This window comes from Fimbriimonadaceae bacterium (assembly GCA_019638795.1).
Taxonomy (GTDB): Bacteria; Armatimonadota; Fimbriimonadia; order Fimbriimonadales; family Fimbriimonadaceae; genus JAHBTB01.
Genome location: JAHBTB010000007.1, coordinates 63,388 through 86,783 on the forward strand (window position 1 = coordinate 63,388; position 23,396 = coordinate 86,783).

At 65.2% G+C, this 23,396-nt stretch carries 19 protein-coding genes; 9 read left to right on the top strand and 10 right to left on the bottom strand.

What is annotated here, in order from left to right; genetic code table 11:
* The 4 genes from KF857_09735 to argH are packed head-to-tail and all read left to right on the top strand — an operon-like array spanning position 1 to position 4,167.
* The gene (locus KF857_09735; GenBank protein MBX3112278.1) at positions 1 to 1,005 is read left to right on the top strand and encodes an N-acetylornithine carbamoyltransferase; all 1,005 of its coding nucleotides are present in this window, start codon (positions 1 to 3) and stop codon (positions 1,003 to 1,005) included.
* Positions 1,006 to 1,007: 2 nt separating this feature from the next.
* Positions 1,008 to 1,910: an acetylglutamate kinase gene (gene argB / locus KF857_09740; protein MBX3112279.1), complete on the top strand. Its 903-nt coding sequence runs from the start codon at positions 1,008 to 1,010 to the stop codon at positions 1,908 to 1,910.
* 6 nt (positions 1,911 to 1,916) lie between these two features.
* Positions 1,917 to 2,972 (top strand): M20/M25/M40 family metallo-hydrolase, encoded by a 1,056-nt coding sequence (locus tag KF857_09745; GenBank protein MBX3112280.1) that lies wholly within the window; start codon positions 1,917 to 1,919, stop codon positions 2,970 to 2,972.
* Entirely contained in the window at positions 2,965 to 4,167 is a 1,203-nt protein-coding gene (gene argH, locus KF857_09750) for an argininosuccinate lyase (GenBank protein MBX3112281.1), read from the top strand. Before KF857_09745 ends, argH begins: the two co-directional genes overlap by 8 nt.
* Here the strand turns inward: argH and KF857_09755 are convergent.
* Positions 4,154 to 5,014: an HDOD domain-containing protein gene (locus KF857_09755; protein ID MBX3112282.1), complete on the bottom strand. Its 861-nt coding sequence runs from the start codon at positions 5,012 to 5,014 to the stop codon at positions 4,154 to 4,156. The genes argH and KF857_09755 overlap by 14 nt on opposite strands.
* A 60-nt stretch (positions 5,015 to 5,074) precedes the next feature.
* Complete coding sequence (mscL, locus tag KF857_09760; GenBank protein MBX3112283.1) at positions 5,075 to 5,503, bottom strand: large conductance mechanosensitive channel protein MscL; 429 nt, start codon at positions 5,501 to 5,503, stop codon at positions 5,075 to 5,077.
* A 161-nt stretch (positions 5,504 to 5,664) separates the two neighbouring features.
* Here mscL and KF857_09765 point away from each other — a divergent pair, with 161 nt between their 5' ends.
* Entirely contained in the window at positions 5,665 to 6,384 is a 720-nt protein-coding gene (locus tag KF857_09765; protein MBX3112284.1) for a winged helix-turn-helix domain-containing protein, read from the top strand.
* Here the strand turns inward: KF857_09765 and KF857_09770 are convergent.
* Positions 6,381 to 9,182: a phosphoenolpyruvate carboxylase gene (locus KF857_09770; GenBank protein ID MBX3112285.1), complete on the bottom strand. Its 2,802-nt coding sequence runs from the start codon at positions 9,180 to 9,182 to the stop codon at positions 6,381 to 6,383. The two genes, KF857_09765 and KF857_09770, sit on opposite strands and share 4 nt — an antisense overlap.
* A 124-nt stretch (positions 9,183 to 9,306) precedes the next feature.
* Here KF857_09770 and gltB point away from each other — a divergent pair, with 124 nt between their 5' ends.
* Together gltB and KF857_09780 are read left to right on the top strand one after the other, a co-directional pair.
* A complete protein-coding gene (gene gltB, locus KF857_09775) occupies positions 9,307 to 13,872 on the top strand; it encodes a glutamate synthase large subunit (GenBank protein ID MBX3112286.1) in 4,566 nt (1,521 codons plus the stop codon).
* Positions 13,865 to 15,268, top strand: a complete 1,404-nt coding sequence (locus KF857_09780; GenBank protein ID MBX3112287.1) for a glutamate synthase subunit beta — start codon at positions 13,865 to 13,867, stop codon at positions 15,266 to 15,268. Before gltB ends, KF857_09780 begins: the two co-directional genes overlap by 8 nt.
* Position 15,269: 1 nt before the next feature.
* Here KF857_09780 and KF857_09785 read toward each other — a convergent pair whose 3' ends face one another.
* The 3 genes from KF857_09785 to KF857_09795 are packed head-to-tail and all read right to left on the bottom strand — an operon-like array spanning position 15,270 to position 18,688.
* Positions 15,270 to 16,226 (bottom strand): ABC transporter permease, encoded by a 957-nt coding sequence (locus tag KF857_09785; GenBank protein MBX3112288.1) that lies wholly within the window; start codon positions 16,224 to 16,226, stop codon positions 15,270 to 15,272.
* Complete coding sequence (locus KF857_09790) at positions 16,219 to 17,691, bottom strand: sugar ABC transporter ATP-binding protein (protein ID MBX3112289.1); 1,473 nt, start codon at positions 17,689 to 17,691, stop codon at positions 16,219 to 16,221. Before KF857_09790 ends, KF857_09785 begins: the two co-directional genes overlap by 8 nt.
* Before the next feature lie 7 nt (positions 17,692 to 17,698).
* Positions 17,699 to 18,688 (bottom strand): sugar-binding protein, encoded by a 990-nt coding sequence (locus KF857_09795; GenBank protein MBX3112290.1) that lies wholly within the window; start codon positions 18,686 to 18,688, stop codon positions 17,699 to 17,701.
* Between the two features lie 391 nt (positions 18,689 to 19,079).
* Here KF857_09795 and KF857_09800 point away from each other — a divergent pair, with 391 nt between their 5' ends.
* A complete protein-coding gene (locus tag KF857_09800) occupies positions 19,080 to 20,033 on the top strand; it encodes an NF038122 family metalloprotease (protein ID MBX3112291.1) in 954 nt (317 codons plus the stop codon).
* Between the two features lie 9 nt (positions 20,034 to 20,042).
* On the opposite strand, the gene KF857_09805 is transcribed toward KF857_09800, so the two are convergent.
* The 3 genes from KF857_09805 to KF857_09815 all read right to left on the bottom strand — a co-directional run bounded on the left by KF857_09805 (position 20,043) and on the right by KF857_09815 (position 21,980).
* Positions 20,043 to 20,546, bottom strand: a complete 504-nt coding sequence (locus KF857_09805) for a hypothetical protein (GenBank protein ID MBX3112292.1) — start codon at positions 20,544 to 20,546, stop codon at positions 20,043 to 20,045.
* 76 nt (positions 20,547 to 20,622) lie between these two features.
* A complete protein-coding gene (locus KF857_09810; protein ID MBX3112293.1) occupies positions 20,623 to 21,666 on the bottom strand; it encodes a hypothetical protein in 1,044 nt (347 codons plus the stop codon).
* On the bottom strand, positions 21,663 to 21,980 hold the full coding sequence (locus KF857_09815; protein MBX3112294.1) for a carboxymuconolactone decarboxylase family protein: 318 nt from the start codon (positions 21,978 to 21,980) through the stop codon (positions 21,663 to 21,665). Before KF857_09815 ends, KF857_09810 begins: the two co-directional genes overlap by 4 nt.
* 103 nt (positions 21,981 to 22,083) lie before the next feature.
* On the opposite strand from KF857_09815, the gene KF857_09820 reads away from it, so the two are divergent.
* Positions 22,084 to 22,608: an NTP transferase domain-containing protein gene (locus KF857_09820; GenBank protein ID MBX3112295.1), complete on the top strand. Its 525-nt coding sequence runs from the start codon at positions 22,084 to 22,086 to the stop codon at positions 22,606 to 22,608.
* On the opposite strand, the gene KF857_09825 is transcribed toward KF857_09820, so the two are convergent.
* Entirely contained in the window at positions 22,581 to 23,279 is a 699-nt protein-coding gene (locus KF857_09825; GenBank protein MBX3112296.1) for a Crp/Fnr family transcriptional regulator, read from the bottom strand. The two genes, KF857_09820 and KF857_09825, sit on opposite strands and share 28 nt — an antisense overlap.
* Between the last annotated feature and the right edge of the window lie 117 nt (positions 23,280 to 23,396).

Sequence of the window (23,396 nt, forward strand, 5' to 3'; positions counted from 1 at the left end):
ATGAGAGACTATTTGAACCTAGACACCTTGTCGGACCTCGAGATCGCCAATTTGCTGTCGTTGGCCCGGCAACTGGAGCATGACCGCGGGTTCAAGGCCTTGAAGGACAAGGTGGTCGGCCTCGTTTTCATGAACCCGTCTCTCCGCACCCTGGCGTCCTTCCAGGCTGGAGTCGGGCACCTGGGTGGCACGAGCTTTGTGATCCAGCCGGGCCAGGGGTCTTGGCAGTTGGAGACCCGCGACGGGGTCCGGATGGACGGGGCCGCGCAGGAGCACATTGACGAGGCTGTCCCCGTCCTCGCCCAGTACTGCGACATTTTGGCGGTCCGGTGCTTTGCCGCCGGCAAGGACCTTGGCGAGGACCTGGGCGAGACGATGTTCAAGAAAATCAAGGCCCTGTGCCCGGTGCCTCTGGTCAACATGGAGTCGGCCTCCGACCACCCGTGCCAGGCCCTGGCGGACTGGAAGACCCTTGACGACCTCGGCATACCGACCGACGGACGTTTTGTGCTGTCGTGGGCCTATCACCCCAAGGCATTGGCGTACGCGGTGCCGCTGGCCGCCGCTTCCATGGCGGCGCGTCGTGGCATGGACGTCCGCATCTTGCGGCCAGCCCCCTACGCTCTCCCTGCCGAAGGTCGGCGACGGATTGACGACGCGGCCCGAAGAGGCGGGGGAAGGGTTGTCGAGACGGACGACCGCGACGCCGCGATGGACGGCGCCCATGTGGTCTACTGCAAGTCTTGGGCGGCACCCCAGTTCTATGGCCGACCGGAGGAGGACGACCGACTTCGCCAGTCGTTCGCCGATTGGACCGTTGACGAACCCTGGTTCGCAAGCGCCCGGCCCGACGCGAAGTTCATGCATTGCCTGCCCGTCCGCCGTAACGTCAAAGTGACCGACCGAGTCCTGGACGGGCCGAGGAGCGTCGTCGTCCAGCAGGCAGGTAACCGCCTGCACGCCCAAAAGGCCGTCTTGGCCACCCTTGCCGGAGAAACTGACTGACCATGCCGACCAACCAAACCATGCGCGCCCTCTTGGAGGCGACCCCGTACCTCCGCCTGTACCAGGGCAAGACCTTTGTCGTGAAGGTCGGGGGAGAGGCCTTTCAGTCGCGTGAATCGACGTCCAACGTCGTCCGGCAGGTGTCGTTGCTCGCCCAGTTGGGGGTCCAGATCGTGCTTGTCCACGGAGGTGGGCCGCAGGCGACCGAGACTGGAGCGCGACTGGGTCACGACAGCCAGTTTGTCGAAGGGCGTCGGGTGACAGACGCGGGAATGCTCGAGGCGATGGTCTTCGCCCTCAACGGCGCGGTGCGGGCCGAGGTGCTCGCGGCGTGCCGCCAGGTCGGGCTCCGCGCCGTGGGCCTCTCCGGCCTGGACGCCGGCCTGGTCGTCGCCAAAAAGCGACCGGCCAAGAAGGGAGTGGACTACGGGATGGTCGGCGACATCCAAAAGGTCGACGCGAGCGTCCTATCGACGCTACTCAACAACGGCGTCACCCCAGTGGTCAGCCCGCTCTGCGCCGATGAGAACGGACAAAGCCTCAACGTCAATGCGGACACGGTGGCGTCGGAACTGGCCGTCGCCCTGTGGGCCGACAAGCTGGTCTACATGACCGGGGCCCCGGGCATTCTCCGCGACCCTGCCGACGCTTCGTCCTTGGTGAGCTACACCGACCTCGCCGGACTTCAAGACCTTGAAGCCAGTGGCGCGCTGACCGCCGGGATGGGGCCGAAGGCGGCGTCAATCCGTAGGGCGTTGGAGGGAGGGGTCGAGCGCGTCCATGTCATCGGGCACGGACCGGCCGACGCGCTGCTGACCGAGGTCTTCACGAACGAGGGCTGTGGGACGATGGTCGTCCGGAGCGTGGAGGCATTGCCAGCGGCGGTCACCGACGCGACGAAGTGACATCCCATGGTCGTCGACTTTCACCGGGCCTTGGTCGAGACACCGTCGGTGTCTCACGACGAGAAGCAAGTGGCCGACTTGGCCGAGAGCTTCCTCCGCGGACATGGGGCGGACGTCGAACGGTGGGAGGACAACGTCGTCGCCCGGGCCGGGAGTGGCCCCAAACTCCTCCTGAACACCCACCTCGACACCGTTCCGCCGACGGACTCGTGGACGGGTGACCCGTGGAAAGTCAGGAGGGACGGCGACAAAATCATCGGCCTCGGGGCCAACGACGCCAAGGCGTCCGCCGCATGCATGGTGTGCGCCTTTCTGGACGTCCTCCGGTCAGGAGGGCCGTGCGAGGTCACGTTGACCCTGGTCCAGGAGGAGGAGACGGGCGGCCGGGGCACCGAGGTCGTCTGGCCCAGACTCTTGGGGCACGGATACCGGCCTGACGGCATCGTCGTCGGGGAGCCGACGGGCTTGGCCGTCGGCACGTCACAGCGGGGCATGCTGGTGCTTGAGTTGGTCGCGAAAGGAATGGCTTGTCATGCGGCCAACGCCACCGAGCTCGGGGCGGTCAACCCGGTCTGGGGGTTGGCCGACGACCTGGTCGCGCTTCAATCGCTGAGCCTGGGTGACCCCCATCCCCAACTCGGTTCGGCGACCCTCCAACCGACCACCCTCAGCGCGGCGAGGGCGCGCAACCAAGTCTCTGACGAGGCCCGGTGCGTGCTGGACGTCCGGACGGTGCCCGGCCTGTCTCATGAGGACGTCGTCGAGTTGGTCAGGGCCAGGGTCAAGAGCGAAGTCCAGGTGAGGTCGGTCAGGCTGCAACCGTACCAATGCCCGGACGGAGCCGCGGTCATCGCGGCGGCCACCGCCGCCGGTGCGCCAGCCACATTTGGGAGCAGGACAATGAGCGACCAAGTGTTCTTTGCCGGTTGGCCGGCGATCAAGTGCGGGCCGGGGGACACCGCCCGTTCGCACACCGCCGACGAGTACGTCCTGGAGAGCGAGCTGACTGAGGGGTTGGCTTTTTATAACCGTTTGGTGAAGGAGTTTGCACAATATGCGTAGGTTATGGGACAAGGGCCTTCCTGTCGACGAGGCGGTCTTGGCGTTCACGGTCGGTGACGACCACTTGCTGGACCAGCGTTTGGTCTCTTATGACGTGTGGGCCTCGCAGGCGCACGCTCGGATGCTGGTCAGGCAGGGATATCTGACCCAAGAGGAAGGCGAGTCGCTTTGTCAGGCCCTCGACGAGATCTCGGCGGACCACGACGCCGGTGGGTGGTCGGTCACCGTTGAAGAAGAGGACTGCCACACCGCGATCGAGAACCGTTTGGTTGAGAAGTTGGGCGACTTGGGCGGCAAAGTCCACCTGGGTCGGTCAAGGAACGACCAGGTGCTTGTCGCGCTGCGCCTTTATCTCAGGTACCAGGTGTCGGACTTGGCGGAGTCGGCCCGGTCAGTCGCGGCGGCATTGGAAGGGCTCAGCGCGAGCCAGGGTGAGAAGCCGTTGCCGGGCTACACCCACTTGCAACGGGCCATGCCCAGTTCGGTCGGGCTGTGGGCCGACGGCTTTGCCGCGGAAGTCCGGGACGACGCGGAAGGTCTGGAGGCGTGCCAGCGGCGGTTGGGGAAGAACCCGTTGGGTAGCGCGGCCGGATACGGGACGCCGGGCCTGACCCTCGACCGAAACTTCACGACGATGCTCCTGGGCTTTGACGCCCCTCACGACCCCGTCACCGCTCCCCAACTGAGCCGGGGCAAGGCCGAGGCCGAGGTGGCCTTCCAGGCGACCCTCTTGCTCCAAGACTTGGGCCGGCTCGCCGCCGACCTGTGCCTGTACGCCAGCCAAGAGTTTGGGTTCGCCAAGTTGCCACCGGCGTACACGACCGGTTCGTCGATCATGCCGCAGAAGCGCAACCCTGACGTCTTTGAACTGGTGCGAGGGCACAGCGCGCAGGCGCAAGGCGACCTCCTCGCCGTCCTGGCCACGACGGCGAAGATGCCCAGCGGCTATCACCGGGACTTGCAGTTGGTCAAGGGGCCTCTGTTCAGGGTCCTTGACCGTGCCGAGGCATGCGCGAGTGTCATGGCGGCGGCCCTACCCGCGGTCGAGTTTGACGCCGCGCGGGGTGCGGAGGCCATTGACGGCCCCGTGAGGGCGACCGAAGAGGCGTTCAAGCTGGTCGTTGAGACAGGAGTCTCGTTCCGGGAGGCGTACCGGACGGTGGCGGCCCGGCTCGCCGGTCCTACGCAGCCTTGAAGACGGTGGTCGCCGCGGCGACCGCTCGGCTAAGGCTCGGCTCCATGTCTATGGTTCCGCAATCGGGTACAGGGGAGCCGTCCGTGTCGGCCGTGACCGTCCAAGGCACGACCCCCAGGCCCTGCCCGTCAACCAGCCGCCGGGCCGCGTGGACAAAGCGGCAGGCGTCTTCGGCAGCTGGTTCTCCGGGCGCACCCGCATAGGTCTGCATCGCTTGGACAAGGCCGTCGGGCAAGCCCATCGCTTCGCTGGCCAAGGCGGCGAGGGTGGCGACGGATTGCCCGTGGCGGTCGGTGAAGGCTTGCTCCAGACTGACCGCGGCCTCCTTGGCGAGGCCATAGACATCGTCAAACTCGTCGGGGGCCAGGAGCGACAGGAGCCCCAGCCCCAGGCGGGCAAGCACGCCCAAGGAGAAGACCTCTTCAGCGGTCCAACGGCCCTCGTCAGTCGGTTTCGATCCCGCGAAGAGGTCACTGGCGAGGCAGCCGGTGACAAAGCTGCCCCGGGAGAAGCGGTCGAGGTCGAGCCTTGACGAGTGCTTGCCTTCGCTCACCAGCGCCTGGGTCCAGAGGGCGACCGCGAGAGAACGGACCGACCGGAAGCCGAGCACCATGACCGCCTCCCGCACCGTCGTCACTTGGCGTTGGCGGCCAAACGCGGCTGACGAGGCGGAGCGCAAGAGACCGGCGGTCAGGGCCGGGTCGGAAAGGACCACCTGCTCGATTTCGGACTGCTTCGGCTCGCCCGCCTCCAACATCGCGGCCAGGCGCAAGGGTGATTTGGAGGGCTGAGGCAGGGCCGAGGCACCCCCGAACATCCGTTCTAGCTCTTTGTAACTCCGCGCCATCGTCGGGACCGCCTGTCCTAACTCTATGGTCGGGTCGTCGCGGGCCCTCCTGCAACCGGTCTACTTGGTTTTCAGCAGGTCTCTGATCTCGGTCAGCAGTTCCTCGGTCGGTGTCGGTGCGGGGTCCGCGACCGGTTCAGGTTCGGTCCGCTTGGCCGCGTTCACCGCCTTGACCATCAAGAACACAACGAACGCGAGGATCAGGAAGCTGATCAAGTTGTTGATGAACGCACCGTACGCCAGTACTGGTGCACCGGCCTTTTGCGCGTCGGCCAGGCTGGCAAAGTTGGAGCCCTTTTCAGTCGACAGTAAGACGTAAAGGTTGTTGAAGTCCACCTTGCCCAAGACCAGGCCGATCGGCGGCATGACGACGTCCTTGACGAGAGAGTCGACGATCTTGCCGAAGGCGGCCCCGATGATCACGCCGACGGCCAGGTCGATGACACTACCCTTGACGGCGAATTCTTTGAACTCTTTGACCAAGCCCATGCCCAGCACGCTACCCGGTTTGGGGCGTGCCCGATTATTGATGGGTCAATGAAATCTGCTGGTCGGTGCGCATGGAACAAGTCAGATAGGAGAGCGGTCTAACCGGCGGTACCGGTTGGCCGGTGTGATTTGACCCGGTGAAACCTAATACGGAGAAGAGCATGGTCTTGGTCGTCGAGCCGGAATCGGCTGAACGGCGTCGTGTCACGTCCGCCCTGGAACGGTCGGGCTACACGGTCGTCGAAGCTTCCGACCTTGCGGAGACGCGGGGTGCCCTCGCCACGGTCAAGCCAGACGTTGTCGTCTTGCCGACCCGGATCCTTGAATTGCCCGATGTCCGCAGTTTGCAGGACATCCGGTCGCGGTCCGACGCCATTGTGTTGGTTGTTTCCGACCGGTCGGGCACCAACGAGATCGTCGCCGCCCTCGAAGGGGGGGCAGACGATTATCTGACCAAGCCGTTTTCGCTTGGTGAACTCTTGGCCCGTATCCGCGTCACCTTGCGGCGGCGGCGGGGGCAAGAGTACATCGACGGGCATCCCGTCGATGACGACCGCTTGGTCGTCGATCCCGCCAGTCGTACGGTCATGGTGCGCGGGAAGGAAGTCCACCTGACGCCGACCGAGTTCAAACTGCTGTGGACATTGGTGCGGAACGAGGGTCGCGTCGTCGCCCACCGCGACCTGCTCGCCAAGGTCTGGGGCCCCGCCTACGCTCAGGAGACGCACTACCTCAGGGTCTTCGTGGGCCAATTGAGGCAAAAGGTCGAGCTTGAGCCGGCCCAACCGCGCTACATCGTCACCGAACCGGGGCGTGGTTACCGCGCGACGGGCCAAGTGGACGTCGTGACCAGCGAAACCCGGACCACCTACACGGCCTAACCCGTGCTTTGCATCCCGGCGGCGACGCCGGCGACCGTTTGGAGCAAAGCTCCCTCGTAAGCAGGTTCGGCGTCGATCCGGCGGAGCAGTGCGGCCTGCAGCATGTTGAGGGGGAACACCACCGGGTTCCGGAATGCGACTGTCCGGCGGACCGTCTTCGCCCCCTCCATGAGCTCCGAGGTGCCCAGTATCTGGGTCACTGTGCGTACGGTCCGGTCGAACTCGGCCTCGATCCGCGCCATGATCCGACCGGTGTCACCCTCGCCGCCAGCCCGGGCGTAGAGTTCGGCGGTGGGCAGGTGGGTGCGGACCAACTCCAGCTCGACGTTTTCCAATATGGTCTGGAAGAAGGGCCAGCGCGACCGCATGTCCTGGAGCAGGGCCAGGCCGTCGGGATTGTCGGCGAGGAAGTGTTCGAGAGCCGTGCCCAGGCCGTACCAACCCGGAACGAGGAGGCGGCTCTGCACCCAAGCAAAGTTCCAGGGGATCGCTCGAAGCCCTTCGATGCCAAGGTCTGCCTTGCCGGGTCGTGAGACGGGCCGGCTCGCGATGCTCATGCGACCCACCGCACGGATCGGGGTCGAACGCAGATAGAACGGCCAGAACGCCGGGTCTTCGTGCACCAGTTCCCGGTAGGAGGCCATGGAGTCTGCGGCCAGTTTGTCCATCGCGTCCCACCACTCCCGCGGCTCATCGGGGCCTTGGCCTTGGCTTTGGCTCGACGCGGCAAGGATCGACGCGGAAAGGATCTGTTCCAGGTGACGGTGGGCGATCGGGCGCAGACCGTACCGGAAAGACACCACCTCTCCTTGTTCGGTGAACCGGATCTGGCCGTCAAAGGAGCCGGCCGGTTGGCTCAGGATCGCCCGGTTGGCCCGACCGCCCCCGCGGCCGACGGTGCCGCCGCGCCCGTGGAACAGTCTGAGCCGGACACCGTGGGCGCGGGCCGCGGCGGCAAGCTCGCTTTGGGTGACGTGCAATTCCCAGTTGGCGGCAAGGTAGCCGCCGTCTTTGCTGCTGTCGCTGTAGCCAAGCATCACCTCCTGGCGCATGTTGCGGCCCCGCATGTACGCGGCGTACGCCGGGTTGGCCCACAGGGCCTCGACCAACGTCCGGCTCGCCTTCAGGTCGGCGATGGTCTCGAGCAGGGGCACGACATCCAGGGACCCGTAGGGCTTGCCCCGCCGGTGGCCGACCAACCCGGCGTCTTTGGCCAGGACGAGCACCTCCAGGAGGTCGCTGACGCCGTGCGTCATGCTGACGATGTGGCATCGGACGCAGTCCTTGCCAAAGGTGTCGTGGGCGCGTTTGACCACCCGGAACACGTCGCGGACCGCTTCGTCACTGGCGTTCGACCGCCAGGCAGGGCCGACTGGCGGACGGGGGTCGAGCAGCTCTCGGGTGAGGAGGCGGACCTTTTCGTCCTCGGTGGCGGCGACATAGTCGGCTGGGGTGGAGACTGTCCCCGCCGCAGCAAGGAGCGCGCCGACGACCGGGGCGTGGACGTCGGAATGCTGACGGATGTCGAGGGCGGCCAATCCGACCCCGAACACCTGGACCTGACGGACGAACCGCGCGAGGAGCCCCGTCCGGGCGGCCAGTTCGCCCCCGCAGCTTTCGACCGCATCCTTGACCCGTTCGAGGTCGGAGAGAAGCCGGGCCTCGTCTGTCCATGGAAACTCTTCGGACGCCCCGCCTTCGGCCCGGGCCAGGGCGGCCAATTCGGCCCGGAACGCCGCCGCGAGTGCGGCCATGTAGAGTGCGAACGGCTCCTGGCCGTGACGCCGGGCCGTGTCACTGTCGACATGGCCCCGCCGCAGCGCCCGCCGCAAAATCGACCAAAACGGGTCACCAGCGGACAGTCCGCCAGCATTCTGGGTGAGTTCACTCCGGAGCCGCTCAGCGATATCGAGGTAGGCGCCCAAGGCGACCCGGCGGTGTTGGAGGACCGTCTGCCAAGTCGTCTCGGCGGTGACGTTCGGATTGCCGTCCCGGTCGCCGCCCACCCATGAACGGTAACTGAGGACCCGGGGCACATCGACGTTTTCGCCGGTCTGTTCCTTGAGCGCCATCTCGATGTCCCTCCGGAGCCAAGAGGCGACGCGCATGATCGTCTGCTCAAAGTAGTAAAGCGTGTTGGCGACCTCGTCGCTGACGTGCAATGTCTGGCTGTTGATTTCGGGGGTCTGCCAAAGGGCGTAGAGGTTGCGGCGGAGGTCGGTGAGATCCCAGTTCTGGTCGTCCAGGGGACGCTCCAAATCGACCATGTTGCGTGGCTGGCCGATCCGGCTCATCGCCCCGCACACGGCCTTAAGGCGGTCAAGCACGGCCCGGCGGCGGGCTTCGGTGGGGTGGGCGGTCAGCGTCGGGCAGACAAAGATGCGGTCAAGCGTCGCCTGGATGTCGGCGGCCGACTGTCCGCGCCCGGCCAGGGTGCGGACGGCCTCTCGGATGGACTCGGGCCTTGATTCTCTCGACCGGTTCACGCGGACGATCTCGATCTGCTCGGCGTGGTTCACCAACTGGAGGAGGACGGTGAGGGCCCGGGCGACCCGCTCTGCCTTCGCCGGGTCGGCGAGGGCGGGGATCCGGCCGAACGGGTCTGCGTCGGGCTCTGTCAGCGACAGGCTGTGGAGTTGGCGCACCAGGGCGACGAACTCGGGCCCCTCGAACGCGGTGACGACCTCGCCGAGCATGCTGTCGACTAGCCGCAGTTGTGCCGACAAGGGTGCGCTCAGCCCATGTTGCTCGGGCTCCAAGCCGAGTAGCCCGGTCGAGGGGGATGGAGGGTTTGACATGGGCCAAGACCATTCTAGCTGGGGTCAGCGAGCGAAAAACCTGCACGTTCGGGCCCTGGTCCATCTATAATGTCCGGACTCAACGATTGAGTGACGCCCTCGAAGCAGCGGGTCCGAGATGGCTATGCCAGGACCATGTGCGCCCCAAGGGCTCTACCACCCCGATTTTGAGCACGACGCGTGCGGCATCGGGTTTGTCGTCGATATCAAGGGTCGGCGGGCCCACGACGTCGTGACCCAAGGCATCGGCGTCTTGACCCGCCTCGAACATCGCGGCGCCTCGGGATGCGACCCCGAGACCGGTGACGGCGCGGGCCTCTTGATCCAGGTCCCTCACGAACTGTTCGCCGTCAGTTGCGGATTCTCCCTGCCTGGACCCGGCGCCTATGGTGTCGGCATGGTGTTTCTGCCCCAAGACGACGGCCAGCGCGGCCGTTGTGAGGAGTTGGTCGTGCAGACGGCCGGCGAGGAGGGCCTCAGCCTGCTCGGATGGCGCGACGTGCCGGTGGACGAGACGTGTTGCGGTCGGGTGGCCCGCGAGACCATGCCGGTTGTCCGGCAAGTCTTCTTGGCATCGGAACAGGGCCTGTCGGGCGACGACCTCGAGCGAAGGCTCTACGTCGCCCGGCGACGGATGGAGAACGAGGCGGCCTCGCTGGGTACGGGCGACGACTTCTTTATCGCCTCCCTGTCGTCGCGGACGATCGTCTACAAGGGGCTGCTCCTCGCCCGGCAGTTGGGCGGCTTCTACCGCGACCTGGCCAACCCCCACCTGGTGAGCGCCCTGTGCTTGGTCCACCAGCGGTTTTCGACCAACACCTTTCCGAGTTGGAAACTGGCCCACCCGTACCGCTACATCGCGCACAACGGCGAGATCAACACGGTGCGCGGCAATGTCAGTTGGATGAACGCTCGGGAGAGCCTGCTGTCCAGCGAGCACTTTGGCGACGATGTGGCCAAGTTGTTGCCGATCGTGCAGCCGGGCAACAGTGACTCCGCGTCGTTCGACAACGTCCTTGAGCTCTTGGTCCTGGGGGGGCGGTCATTGCCCCACGCCATCGCGATGATGGTCCCTGAGCCGTGGGCAGGCGACCTCCACATGAGCGCCAAGAAACGGGCCTTCTACGAATATCACGCCTCATTGATCGAGCCTTGGGACGGGCCGGCGGCGGTCGCGTTCACCGACGGTCGGTCGATCGGGGCGACGCTTGACCGGAACGGTCTGAGACCCGGGCGCTACGTCATCACGACCGACGGTCGCCTGGTGATGGCCAGTGAGACCGGCGTCATCGACCTGCCTGCGAGCAAGATCGTCAAGAAGGGGCGCCTTCAGCCCGGGAAACTGCTCCTCGTCGACACCGAACAGGGGCGGTTGGTCAACGACCGGGAGATCAAAGAGGACTTGGCGAGCCGCCGCCCCTATGAGGACTGGCTCCGTGCGGGACAGCGCACCTTGGGGCAGATACCCGAACCCCCTCAGGTGCATGGCGCCGACCTGGACAACCTTCTGTGGCGACAACGCCTCTTCGGCTACACCCAGGAGGACATCAAGATGGTCCTGACGCCGATGGCGAGCCTAGGCGAGGAGCCCGTCGGCTCAATGGGCAACGACATCCCCCTCGCCTGTTTGAGTGACCGGCCGCAACTGTTGTTCAACTACTTCCGCCAGCTCTTCGCCCAGGTGACCAACCCGCCGGTGGACCCGTTGCGTGAGTCGCTTGTGATGTCCTTGATCTCGCCGATCGGCCGGGAAGGCAACTTCCTCGACGAGACGCCGGACCTCTGCAAGAGTCTGCGTCTCGCCCATCCCGTCCTCACCAATCTGGACCTGGAGAAGCTGCGTGCGATCGACGAGCCAGGTCTCCGCGCCGCGACTCTGCCGATGCTCTTCGACCCCCGCGAGGGCGGGGCCGGCTTGTCGGCGGCGGTCAAGCGGCTCTGTGCCGACGCGGTGGCGAGGATCGAAGACGGCCATACGCTTTTGGTCCTCTCAGACCGGGGGGTCGACGCTGACCATGCCCCGGTCCCCTCGCTCCTCGCTCTGAGTGCCGTCCACCACCACCTGGTCCGGGCGGGCAAGCGCACCCAAGTCGGGTTGGTGGTCGAAAGCGGCGAGCCGCGCGAGGTGATGCACGTCGCCCTGCTCATCGGCTATGGGGCCAGCTCGGTCAACCCGTACCTGGCGATCGAGACATTGGCCGACCTGTGCCAGAAGCCGCCGCTCGCGGGAGCGGTCACCTTTGAGAAGGCGTTGGCCAACTTGATCCGCGCCGTCAACAAGGGCCTGCTCAAGGTCATGAGCAAGATGGGGGTCTCGACCCTCCAGGGCTACAAGGGGGCCCAACTGTTCGAGGCGGTGGGCCTGGCCCCGTCGGTCATCGACGAGTTCTTTGTCGGCACGCCGAGCCGGATCGGAGGCATTGGTTTGGAGGTCCTTGCCGAGGAAGTCCTGATGCGTTGGAAGTCGGCGTTTGTCGAGTCGGCCAGCCCGTTGCTCGACCCGGGCGGCTATTACGCCTGCCGCGTCCAAGGCGAACGGCACATGGTCGACCATGAGACGATCACCAAGCTCCAGCATGCCTTGCTACGGAAGGACTACCGTGAGTACGAAAAGTACTCCGAGGTCATTGACAAGCAGGGCACCCAACTGCTCTCGTTGCGGAGCACGGTCGAGATCGCCGAAGGCGCCCATGTCCCCATTGACGAGGTTGAACCGGCGAGTGCGATCGTCAAGCGGTTCGCGACCGGGGCGATGTCCTTTGGCTCGATCAGCAAGGAAGCCCACGAGACGCTTGCCGTCGCGATGAACCGCATTGGCGGGCGGAGCAACAGCGGGGAAGGCGGCGAAGACCCTCGGCGGTTTGAGAAGGACGCCAACGGCGACTGGCGGCGCAGCGCGGTTAAGCAAGTCGCGTCGGGCCGTTTCGGCGTGACCGCCCACTACCTGGTAAACGCCGAGGAACTGCAGATCAAGGTTGCCCAGGGAGCCAAGCCGGGCGAAGGAGGCCAGTTGCCGGGGCACAAAGTGGACGCGGTGATCGCCAAGGTGCGCCATTCCGTGCCCGGGGTGGGGCTCGTCTCGCCTCCGCCGCACCACGACATCTACTCGATCGAAGACCTCGCCCAACTCATCTTCGACCTCAAGCAAGCGAACCCAGAGGCTCGGGTGAGCGTGAAGCTCGTCAGCGAAGTCGGCGTCGGCACGATCGCGGCGGGGGTCGTCAAGGCTGGTGCCGACGTGGTCCTGATCTCCGGGGACAGCGGAGGGACTGGAGCGTCGCCGGTCTCGTCGGTCAGGTACGCGGGGATGCCCTGGGAGCTTGGCCTTGCCGAAACCCAGCAGACCCTCCTTCTGAACGACTTACGGAGCCGGGTGGTGCTCCAAACCGACGGCAAGCTGCAGACGGGCCGCGACGTGGTCGTCGCGGCGTTGCTGGGGGCCGAGGAGTTCGGGTTCTCGACGATGCCTTTGGTCGCGTTGGGTTGCGTGATGATGCGCAAGTGCCACCTGAACACGTGCCCGGTCGGCATTGCCACCCAGGACCCCGACTTGCGCCGGAAATTCCGGGGCCAGCCCGAAGACGTCATCAACTTCTTCTTCTTCGTCGCCGAGCAGGTGCGCGTGCTGCTGAGCAAGATGGGCTACCGGTCGCTCGACGAGATCGTCGGTCGGGCGGACCTCCTGGAGCAACGGCCGCTGGAGGGTCACTGGAAGGCCAGACACATCGACCTTCGCCGGTTGCTCCATATGCCCGACGTGCCGGACACGGTCGGCCGACGGTTCCTGGGTAGCGTCGCCGACACTCCCCTGAGCCGGGCGGTGCGGGCCATCGACGAGGCGGCGGCAGAGTCGGTCGAGACAGGCCGGCCCGTGCGCATTTATACGCCCGTGGCCAACACCGACCGGTCAGTCGGGACGCGTCTGAGCGGCCAGATCGCCAAACGACACGGTTCGGCGGGTCTGCCCGACGACACCGTCCGGATCAGGCTGGAAGGATCTGCGGGCCAAAGCTTCGGTGCGTTTTTGGCCCGTGGGGTGACGATGGAGCTCACCGGTGACGCCAACGACTACGTCGGGAAGGGGCTCTCGGGTGGCCGGTTGATCGTCCATCCGCCGCTCGACGCGGGCTACTCCAGTGACGAGAGTGTCATCGTCGGCAACACCGCCCTCTATGGGGCCACGAGCGGGGAGGCGTTCCTGAGTGGGACGGCAGGCGAGCGGTTTGCCGTCCGCAACTCGGGGGCGACGGCAGTGGTCGAGGGCGTCGGTGACCACGGTTGCGAGTACATGACGAACGGGACAGTCGTCGTCCTTGGCACGACGGGCCGCAATTTTGCCGCGGGGATGTCGGGGGGGATCGCTTACGTCCTGGACGAGCGCGACGACTTTGTCGCCCGGCGGTGCAACCGTGCGACCGTCGACCTTGAGCCCGTGGACGACTCAGACGCCGTCGAACTGCGCAAGCTGGTCGAGCGGCACTTCCAACTGACGAACAGTGAGAAGGCGCACCGCCTTTTGGAGACGTGGGAACGGGCCCTGCCGAAATTCGTCAAGGTCTATCCGCACGAGTTCAAACGGGTGCGCGGGGTCGGGCCCAAAGCGGTCGTGACAGTGCGCAGCGCGGTCAGCGGTCCTTCACCGATCGCCACGGCGATGCCGTTCGAGTCGGAGGTCACATACCATGGGTAAGGTCACCGGTTTCATCGAGTACAGCCGCGAGAACGAGCGGAAGAGGTCGGCCCGGGAGCGGGTCAGCGACTGGCAGGAGGTCGCACTCAAGACTCCGGAGTCCAAGGTGCGCGTGCAAGCGGCGCGATGCATGGACTGCGGCGTGCCGTTTTGCCAGCCCAGCTGTCCGGTGAACAACTCGATCCCCGACTGGAACGACCTCGTCTACCAAGGGCGCTGGCGGGACGCGCTGGAGTCACTCCACGCCACCAACAACTTTCCCGAGTTCACCGGCCGGATATGCCCCGCACCCTGCGAGGCCGGGTGCGTTTTGGCGGTGAACGAGCCGGCCGTCGCCATCAAGCTGGTTGAAAAGAGCATTGTCGACATGGGGTTTGACAACGGTTGGGTGGAGCCTCGGCCCGCGAGCAAGCCGACGGGGAAGTCCGTCGCCGTCGTCGGGTCGGGCCCGGCCGGTCTGGCCGCCTCGCAACAGTTGGCCCGGGCCGGGCATGCGGTCACTCTGTTCGACAAGGCGGCCCGGCCGGGCGGTCTCTTGCGCTACGGCATCCCCAACTTCAAACTCGAGAAGCACTTGGTCGACCGGCGGTTCGCCCAACTGGAGGCTGAGGGCGTCGTCTTTCGGGGCGGCGTCCATGTAGGGGTCGACATCACCGGCGACGAACTGCGCGACCAGTTCGACGCGGTCCTGTTGGCGTGCGGCGCCGAAGCGCCGCGCGACGTCGCCCTGCCGGGCCGGGACCTCAAGGGCATTCACTTCGCCATGGACTTCCTCACCCAGGCAAACCGACGGTGCGAGGGAGAGGAGGTCGTCGGCGAACCGATCTTGGCGGAGGGCAAGCATGTCGTGATCATCGGCGGAGGCGACACGGGGGCCGACTGCCTCGGCACGTCACTGCGTCAAGGAGCGGCCTCGGTCCGGCAGATCGAACTGATGCCGATGCCGCCCGTCGAACGGAGTTCGACGACACCTTGGCCCTTATGGCCCTTGATGTTGCGCACGGAAAGCTCGCACGAGGAGGGTGGCCAGCGCTATTGGGGGCTGAAATCGACCAACTTTGTCGACGACGGTCAAGGTCGTGTCGCCGGCCTCCGGACCGTGCAGGCGGGCCCGCCCCCCGACTTTGAGGAGAAGCCCAACTCCGAAAGGGTCTTCGAGGCCGGACTTGTCCTGCTTGCCGTCGGCTTCCGAGGCCCTGTCTTGGACGGGTTGGTGGCCCAACTCGGCCTGGAGACGGTGCCTGGCGGCGGGATCCTGACGCAGACTCCCTATGCGACGCCGGTCGAGGGTGTGTTCACGGCGGGCGACATGCGGCGGGGCCAGTCACTGGTGGTGTGGGCGGTCCGCGAGGGCCGAGAGGCCGCCGCTGTCGTGGACTCGTTCCTCCGGCGGTGACCTAAGCGCTCTTCCGACGCAGCAGGAGGTTGTCGGTCAGCACCCCGACCAGGATGACGGCCCCCATGACGGCGAAGTTCAACGAACTGGGGATGCCGAGGAGGTTGACGAGGTTCTGGAGGACCTGGAGCAACACCGCGCCGAGGACGACGCCGACGACCGAGCCTTCGCCGCCCCTCAGGGAGAACCCGCCGAGCACGGCCGCCGCGATGGCGTAGAGTTCGTAAAAGCTCCCGTGGGTGGAGGGTGAGATCGAGTTCGTGTAGAAGGCGAACAAGATCGCCGCCACACCGGCCAATCCGCCCGCGACCACGTAGGCGAAGGTCTCGACCTTTTTGACGTCCACCCCCGAGTAGCGGGCCGCCTCGGGGTTACGCCCGATGGCGTAGAGGTACCGGCCGTAGACGGACCGATGGAGGAGGACGCCGAGCACCACGGCAAAGGCGATGAAGATGACGAAGGGCCACGGGACGCCCAGGAGGTTGCCGACGGCCAAATCGTGTAACCACATGAACCCGGCCGAGTCGCCGAATCCCTTGGACTGGTCTTCGGCGACAAAGCGGGCCGCACCACGGTAGATGAGCAGTCCGCAAAGGGTGACGATGAACGACTGCAGCTTCGCCCGGGTCACAAGAAGACCATGGACAAGCCCCAAACCGGCCCCGACAAGAAGCACCCCGACCACGACCAAAGGCGCGGAGACATGCTTGTCGACCAGCCCGATGGAGAGCAGGGCGCCCAAGAGGGCGACCAAGGAACCGACCGACAAGTCGATGCCGCCGGTGACGATGACGACGGCCAGGCCAAGGCTCAGGATGCCGAACATGCCGATCAACCGGGCGGTGTTCTGGATATTGATGGGCGAGAGGAACCGTGGGTTGAGCGCGGTCACGACCACGCACAGGACCACGAGAAGCAGCAAGATGCCAGCCTCTTTGCCAAATTTGAACTTAGACATTCCCGACCGCCAGTGCCATGATGGCCTCTTCGGAGGCTTCTTCGCGCGTAAGCTCGCCGGCCATCCGTCCCTCGTGCATGACGAGGACCCGGTCGCTCATGGCAAGGACCTCCTCCATGTCGCTGCTGACCATCAGGATCGCGACACCTTGGTCGGCGAGGGCGCGCATCCGCGCATAAATCTCGGCCCGGGCGCCGACGTCGATTCCCCGGGTCGGCTCGTCGAAGACCAGGCAACGTGGAGACATGGCAAGCCATTTGGCCAAGACGACCTTCTGCTGGTTGCCGCCGCTCAAGCCGCTGACATCAGCTTCGACCGTCGGGGCCTTGATGCCCAATTCCTCGCGCATCCGTTCGGTGACCCCGCATTCGGCGGACCGGTCGACGAGGCCGTTTCGAGCATAGTGTTTGAGGTTCGGCAAGGTCGTGTTCTCCCGGACACTCGCCGACGTCACCAGGCCGGTGCGGCGGCGGTCTTCGGGGGCCAGATAAAGACCCAAGGCGATCGCCCCGCGGACCGAAGGCGGGACGGGCGTCTGGTCGAGGAAGACTTCACCGCCGGCGCGGTCGTCGATGCCGCACACGGCTTGGACCAACTCGGTCCTGCCCGCACCGACCAGTCCGGCGAGCCCGACAACCTCGCCAGCTCTGGCGTCAAAGGTCACCGGCTGCTCGGGGAACCGAGTCGTGCGCAACCCACGGACGGTCAGGACCGCGGCGCCCCCGGTCGATGGTCTCGCCTGGGCCGGGGCCACGTCACGGCCGATCATGAGGCGCACCATGGCTTCTGGCGTGATCTCCTGCTTGGCCAACGACCCGGCGTTCCGGCCGTCGCGCAGGACGACGACGCGGTCGGCCAGTTCCTTCACCTCTTGGAGCCGGTGGGAGACGTAGACCACGCCGACCCCCTGACCGCGAAGGTCGTGGACCACCCGCAGAAGCCGGTCGGTCTCGCCGGCGGTCAAGCTGGAGGTCGGCTCGTCCATGATGAGGACGCGGGCCTCCAGCGAGAGGGCCTTGGCGATCTCGACCAATTGCCGCTGACCGATCGAGAGGCTGGACTGGGGGGCGTCGACCAAGTGCTCCATTCCCAGCCGGGCCAGGGCCGAGACGGCGGAGCGGCGTAGGGCCGCCCGGTCGACCAGTCCGAACCGCGCCGGTTCGCGCCCCAGCATGACGTTGCCGGCGACGTCCAGGTTGTCGAGGTCGCTGAGCTCCTGGTGGATCACCCCGACACCAAGCCGGCGGGCCGTCGCAGACGAGTCGATCCTGACCGTCACACCGTCGACACTGACGGTCCCGGAATCGGGTTGGGTGAGGCCGCCAAAGACTTTGATCAGGGTGGACTTACCCGCCCCGTTTTCCCCCACCAACCCGACGACCTCGCCGGACGAGACGGAAAAGTCCACCCCGTCCAGCGCGGTCACGCCCGGATAGCGCTTGACGATCCCCGCGGCCAGCAGCACGGCCGGTCTACTTGCCCCGAAGTTCCTTCAGCTTTGCCGCAAAGTCATCGACGTTGGCTTTGTTGATGACTTGGGTCGGCACGATCATGAGCTTGTTGGCCGGGACGACGTCGGTCTTGCCCGCCTTGATCGCGGCAAGGACCTTGACCGACTGGTAGCCGAACTCGAACGGCTGCTGGACGATGGTCGCCTCGATCGAGCCGTCCTTCACCCCGGCGAGGGTGTCGTTCTCTTCGTCGAAGCAGACGATCTTGACCTTGCCGACCATGTTGGCCTCCTTGACCGCGTTGATGATCGCAGGGCCGTTATAGCTCCAGATGCCGACCATCCCGGCGATATCGGGGTACTTGACGAGCGTGTCGGCGACGTTGGCCTTGGCGCGGGCATGGTCGGCGTCGTCCGTCCGGACGTCAATGATCTCGATCTTGGTGCCCTTGATCGCCTCCTTCAGGCCCGCGATGCGGTCCTGGGCGTTCTGCACGTCGGTCTTCCCGACAAATACCATGACCTTGCCGCCCTGCGGAAGCGCCTTCTTCAGCTCTTCGCCCGCCTGGAGCCCGGCCGCTTTGTTGTCGGTTCCGACGTAGGCGGCCCGGTTGCTGGCCGGCGCGTCGCTGTCTTGGGTGACCAACACAGCCTGCTTGGCCGCGTTGTTCAGGGTCTCGGTCGCATTGGCGGCGTCGTTCGGGCTGATCGCAATGCCGTCCACGCCCTTGGCCAGTTGGTCGTCGATCAGGCGCTTCTGCTCAGTGGCCGAACCGTCGCTCGGGATCAGGAACTCCACCTTGACGTTGGGCATCTCCTTCTCGGCCTTCTCGACGCCCTTGCGGGCGATCGTCCAAAAGTCCGAGGCGTTGTTGGTGATGAAGGCGAGTTTGACCGGCTTCGCGTCGCCTGCCTTCGACGCGTTGGACGCAGGGGCACCGGCCTCGTTGCCGCATCCGGCCAGGAAGAGCAGGGCGGCCGCCGCCCCCGCGATGCAGAGTTGTCTGATCATCACTTCGATTCTGCATCATCCCAGCGTCTTCGCACGGTGGGTGCCGCGCACGTCAATGTCCAGGAGAGGCCCGGTCCTCGTCGGCCCAATGGGTCCAGAGGCCTACCGAAGGCTAGTTTTTTTGCAAGTTTCAGCTAGCAAAAATGCGGGTTGGGCGATAAGGGCGCATTAAGATGGGGCCGATTGCGGCCCTGCCCATCGGAAATGGACTTAAATAGAGGTTGATTGCGCTGAGTGACCGGTTCCCCGGCCATCAAGCGACTCAAGGGATTTGACTTTCATGAAATTTACGAGAGCTCTTACACTTAGCTGTGCCGCCGGTGTCGGCCTTGCTTTGACCTCGAACGCGTTTGCTAGCGGGTTGCAGTTCAACTTCAGCCATGACGCCGGTATGGACGCCAACGCCGTCGCGGGATTCCAGGCTGCCGCCGACCGTTGGTCTGCGCTCTTCAAGGACCCGGTCACGATCAACATCAACATCGGTTTCACCCAACTGGGCCAGGGAATCCTTGGCTCGACGAGTTCGACCGCGTCCACCAAGAGCTACAGCACTGTGCGGTCGGGTCTGGTCGCCGACTCCAAGTCGGCCTTGGACGCCACCGCCACGGCCCACTTGCAAGCCGGTTCGTCCGTCGACTTCTTGATGAACTGGACGAGCAACAGCCCGAACGGCGGAGGTAGCTCGGCCCCGTTCTTGGACGATGACGGCGACGCGAACAACACGACGCTCCGGCTGAACACGGCGAACCAGAAGGCTCTCGGCATCTTTACCGGGAACGCGAACGATTCCGACGCCTCGATCACGTTCAGCAACCAGTTCTCCTGGGACTTCGACCCCACGAACGGAATCAGCGCGGGCAAGATCGACTTTGTCGGCGTCGCGACCCATGAGATCGGTCACGCCCTTGGCTTCGTGAGCGGTGTCGACGTTCTCGACGTCAACCCGACTGGGGTCTTCCGCGACGACCAGTTCACGTTTGTCAGCACCCTCGACCTGTTCCGCTACAGTGAAAACCGGCTGGGCGACGGCCAGGCCTACATGGACTGGACCGCCGACAACGGGACCAAGTACTTCAGTGTCGACGGCGGTGCGACCCACGAAGGGCGCTTTGCCAACGGCATCGTCCACGGCGACGGATGGCAGGCCAGCCACTGGCACTTCCAGAACCCGCCCAAGATCGGCATCATGGACCCGGCCGTCGACTTCAACCAGTTGATGAGCATCACCGACCAAGACGTCCGCGCCTTCGACGCGATCGGTTACGATGTCGTGCCCGAGCCGGCCACGATGACGGTGCTTGGTCTGGGCGTCGCCGCTCTTCTGCGTCGCCGCAAGAAGGCCTAAGGCCCGGCCTCAAGCCGAGTGAGAAGGCGGCCCACCGGATTCCGGTGGGCCGCTCTGTTTCGTCGGCCCGCCGTTCATGGCGTCGAGCCTTTGGAGGATGGCGTTGATCGCCTGGTCTTGCTGCTCTAGGTGCTTTTGAATCTCGCACGCTTCGTGGAACGCGGCTTCCGCGTCCTTGAACGTCATCTCCGCCCGCTTGTCGCTCACCTGGCCCATGATGTTTTGGCCGACCATGATGACCGACAGCATGACGAGCTGGATGAAGGTCTGGCTGACCCATTCGACCAGCGTCACGACCGAGCCAGACTTGACCGCGTCGGGAAGGGCGACAAAAGCCAGGCCACCGAAGAAGTAGGCGCACCACATGGTGCCGACCGCCTTGGTCAGGTTGATCGCGATCCGCGCGTTCAGCCCCAGGTGCTCACCCTTGCCATGGCCCCGACGCTTGACCGGGCCGGTCTTGGTGCGTTCTTTGATGTGAGGGTGTTGGTTGTGCTCGTAGACGATTCTCATCGGGTCCTTGGCGCATCATATCGCCACTCGACCCGAAGCTAGGCGGCCCGACAGATTCTTGACACCGGCCCGGCCGTCATCCCACAAACGTCCGGTCTTCCATCGACGCCATTTGGTTGAGGGCGATCAGCCTGCGCTTCTCAAGCGGGCAGAGGTTCTGGTGTTCGCCAAAGTCGATGTTGACCTCGCGCATGACCTCGACCAAGTCGTCGTGGTGGAGCTGCGACTGGTACGCCACGCCGCTTCGGGCGCACACGGCCTGCGGCCCTTGTTCGCCTGCCTCCTTGTAGAAGGCGACGCCCAGTTGGGCGGGCCTTTGGATGACGTGGAAGAGCTTGCCGAACGGCATCCACAACAGGAGCAAGATGACGGTGAACGCGTGGATCAATGAAATGAAGCTGAAATGAGCCCCGCCCATCAACCGGTAGCTGGCCGTGATCATCAGACCGGTGATCGAGACGGCAAAGAGGAGGACCAGCGGTATCAGGTCGTTTTCAATCGACTGGACGGCGTGGGCCCCATAGTGGAAGACCCGGCGGTGCATCGCAAAGCCGATCCCGACCAAGACGAGCGTCGCGCTGATGTTGAGGCCGTTGAACAGGAGCCAGCCCACCAAACTGTTGGGGTCGAACGTGAACTGAGGGACGCCCATGAACTCGACCTGGTAGTTGAAGCCGTCTGGAGCCACGCCGAACTGGATCCACCCCCAGCTGAGGGGGAACGTGATGGCAAAGGCGAGCAAGCAGCCCCACGCCATGCCCATGTGGGCGATCCAGCGGGTCTGGCTCCTCTTTCCGATGAACTTTTGGATGACGATGTTGTCCCAGAGAAGCTTGACGAGCTTCACGACGTTTTTGACCAGCTTCTTCGGGTAGAGGAACAGCTTCCAACCTGCCTTGAAGAACCGCCACGTCGGCGGACGCTGGATCCACATGAGATAGCGGTACGCAAAGGCGAATGCGGCAAAGATGGTCGCGGCGGTGTAGGCGGCCAGCGGTGAGTCAAACCGCCTGAGCATGCCTGACCCGAAATACACCATGGCGAAGAGCCCCAGCGAGCACACGATGCCGCCGGTCATGGCGACGGCGACGGGATTCTTGGGTGGTTGCTTGGCGATCACTGCTCTTCCTCCAATACCGAGTTGACCCAACCGAGGCAGGCCATCATGTTGGGGAACCCGACGGTAGGCGCGGCCAAAAGGGCCACGTGGCGGACCTCGTCGGCCGTGGCCCCCGCTTGGACGGCCTTGTGCGCGTGGCTCTTCGCACTGCCTTCCATCCGGGCCCCGCACGAGACCGCCAGTTTCACCAAGTTCCGCGTCCGTTCATCGAGCGGCCCGGCTTGCGCCACCGCTTCGCCATAGGCTTCGTAGGCCGATCCGACGTCCGGATAGTCCTCAAAGAACTTGACGTAGCGCTTGGGCAACCGTGCCATATTGACCAGTATGTCGAGTCCAGACACCGGTCACTATGACAAACATCATATTGACTCGACTTTACGGCAATCAGTCCTGCTGACGGGGGGTGCCAGCCGCCGGATGGGCTTTGACAAGGCCTCTATCGTGGTCGACGGCGAGCCCCTGGGGCACCGCCTGGCCCGGCTCTTGCGTGCCGGAGGCTGGGAGCCCACCGTCCTAGGGGCGTCTCCCATCCATGGCTTCGGGTTCCAAGCGGACGCCCACCCGGGGTCGGGGCCGCTTGCCGCCCTACGGGAGTTCGTCCCGACCGCCGACTTCGTGCTTGTCTTGTCCTGTGACGTCCCCAAGTTTGAACTCGGCCTTGCCGAGGTGCTAGAGGCGGAAATCGGCCGCCACGACGCCGCCCTGCCGGTCGTCCGTGGTCGACTCCAACCGCTTTGCGCGCTCTACCGGCGCTCCGCATGGCAGGCCTTGGGCACTATGGACGGCCCGCGTGTCATGGATTGGGTCGGTGGCCTGGACCACGTGACTGTGGACGAGGAGAGGATGGTGGGACGGGGTGTCCATTGGTCCGCGGCGGTCGGTGTCAATTCGCCGGAGGAGCTGGCGGACCTCCTTCATGAAAAGGCCGTCACGATGGACTGAAGCCGAGGCCGGGAGAGGATGGCGATGCTCCGGTGCCGGGTCGCGATGAGTCCCTCCCTCTGCCACTTCGACGTCACGCGGATCGACGTTTCGACGGTGGTGACCGCGATGTCCGCCAGGGACTGCCGGGTGATTTGGATCGGCTCCCCCACGCCGTGCTCGCGGGCATTGATTTCGTCGAGGCGGAGGAGCGCGAGAGCGAGGCGGACTTCGACCGAACCCGTCGCCATCATCGCCATGAACCCGCATGCGCCGAGCATCCGCGGGACGATCACACGGGCGGCCGCCTGCAGCAACTGAGGGTCCTTCTGGGCGAGGGCGCGCCACGTGTGGCTGTCAACGGAAAAGACGTGGGCGTCGGTGAGGGCAAGGGCACTGAACGGGTGGGGGACGTTGCCGAACGTGGCCAGCATGCCCATGCAGTCGCCAGGCCCGAGAAGTTCGACGACCACTGACTTCTCGCTGGGCGTGCTCTGGGTGAGCCTCATGAGGCCGCTGTCGATCATCACAAAGTTGTGCGACGGCTCTCCACTCACCCAAAGGTACGTGCCCTGCGCGATCGTACGGTAGCGGCATGCGGCGACGAGCTGGTCAAGCGTCTCCGGTTGCATCCCGGCGAAGGCGTTGCACCGGGTCAAGACCTTACGAATCTGGTCGGCGGGGACATGCATGGCTCGTCGAACAACTCACGGACACTGTGTATGGTCGGCCCGCAGACCGTCCATAGTACCGATTGAGCCAGGCCTGAGGTGCGAATTTGAACCGGCAGAGAAGAAAACTATGATCAA

What these genes read in the sequence shown, in the direction of transcription:
- KF857_09755 (MBX3112282.1), bottom strand. Translation starts at nt 5,014, where the DNA reads ATGGCGCGGAGTTACAAAGAGCTAGAACGGATGTTCGGGGGTGCCTCG.
- KF857_09770 (MBX3112285.1), bottom strand. Translation starts at nt 9,182, where the DNA reads ATGTCAAACCCTCCATCCCCCTCGACCGGGCTACTCGGCTTGGAGCCC.
- KF857_09780 (MBX3112287.1), top strand. Translation starts at nt 13,865, where the DNA reads ATGGGTAAGGTCACCGGTTTCATCGAGTACAGCCGCGAGAACGAGCGG.
- KF857_09820 (MBX3112295.1), top strand. Translation starts at nt 22,084, where the DNA reads ATGGGCTTTGACAAGGCCTCTATCGTGGTCGACGGCGAGCCCCTGGGG.
- argH (MBX3112281.1), top strand. Translation starts at nt 2,965, where the DNA reads ATGCGTAGGTTATGGGACAAGGGCCTTCCTGTCGACGAGGCGGTCTTG.
- KF857_09805 (MBX3112292.1), bottom strand. Translation starts at nt 20,546, where the DNA reads ATGAGAATCGTCTACGAGCACAACCAACACCCTCACATCAAAGAACGC.
- KF857_09800 (MBX3112291.1), top strand. Translation starts at nt 19,080, where the DNA reads ATGGACGCCAACGCCGTCGCGGGATTCCAGGCTGCCGCCGACCGTTGG.
- KF857_09795 (MBX3112290.1), bottom strand. Translation starts at nt 18,688, where the DNA reads ATGATCAGACAACTCTGCATCGCGGGGGCGGCGGCCGCCCTGCTCTTC.
- KF857_09785 (MBX3112288.1), bottom strand. Translation starts at nt 16,226, where the DNA reads ATGTCTAAGTTCAAATTTGGCAAAGAGGCTGGCATCTTGCTGCTTCTC.
- KF857_09825 (MBX3112296.1), bottom strand. Translation starts at nt 23,279, where the DNA reads ATGCATGTCCCCGCCGACCAGATTCGTAAGGTCTTGACCCGGTGCAAC.
- gltB (MBX3112286.1), top strand. Translation starts at nt 9,307, where the DNA reads ATGCCAGGACCATGTGCGCCCCAAGGGCTCTACCACCCCGATTTTGAG.
- mscL (MBX3112283.1), bottom strand. Translation starts at nt 5,503, where the DNA reads ATGGGCTTGGTCAAAGAGTTCAAAGAATTCGCCGTCAAGGGTAGTGTC.
- KF857_09735 (MBX3112278.1), top strand. Translation starts at nt 1, where the DNA reads ATGAGAGACTATTTGAACCTAGACACCTTGTCGGACCTCGAGATCGCC.
- KF857_09745 (MBX3112280.1), top strand. Translation starts at nt 1,917, where the DNA reads ATGGTCGTCGACTTTCACCGGGCCTTGGTCGAGACACCGTCGGTGTCT.
- argB (MBX3112279.1), top strand. Translation starts at nt 1,008, where the DNA reads ATGCCGACCAACCAAACCATGCGCGCCCTCTTGGAGGCGACCCCGTAC.
- KF857_09765 (MBX3112284.1), top strand. Translation starts at nt 5,665, where the DNA reads ATGGTCTTGGTCGTCGAGCCGGAATCGGCTGAACGGCGTCGTGTCACG.
- KF857_09815 (MBX3112294.1), bottom strand. Translation starts at nt 21,980, where the DNA reads ATGGCACGGTTGCCCAAGCGCTACGTCAAGTTCTTTGAGGACTATCCG.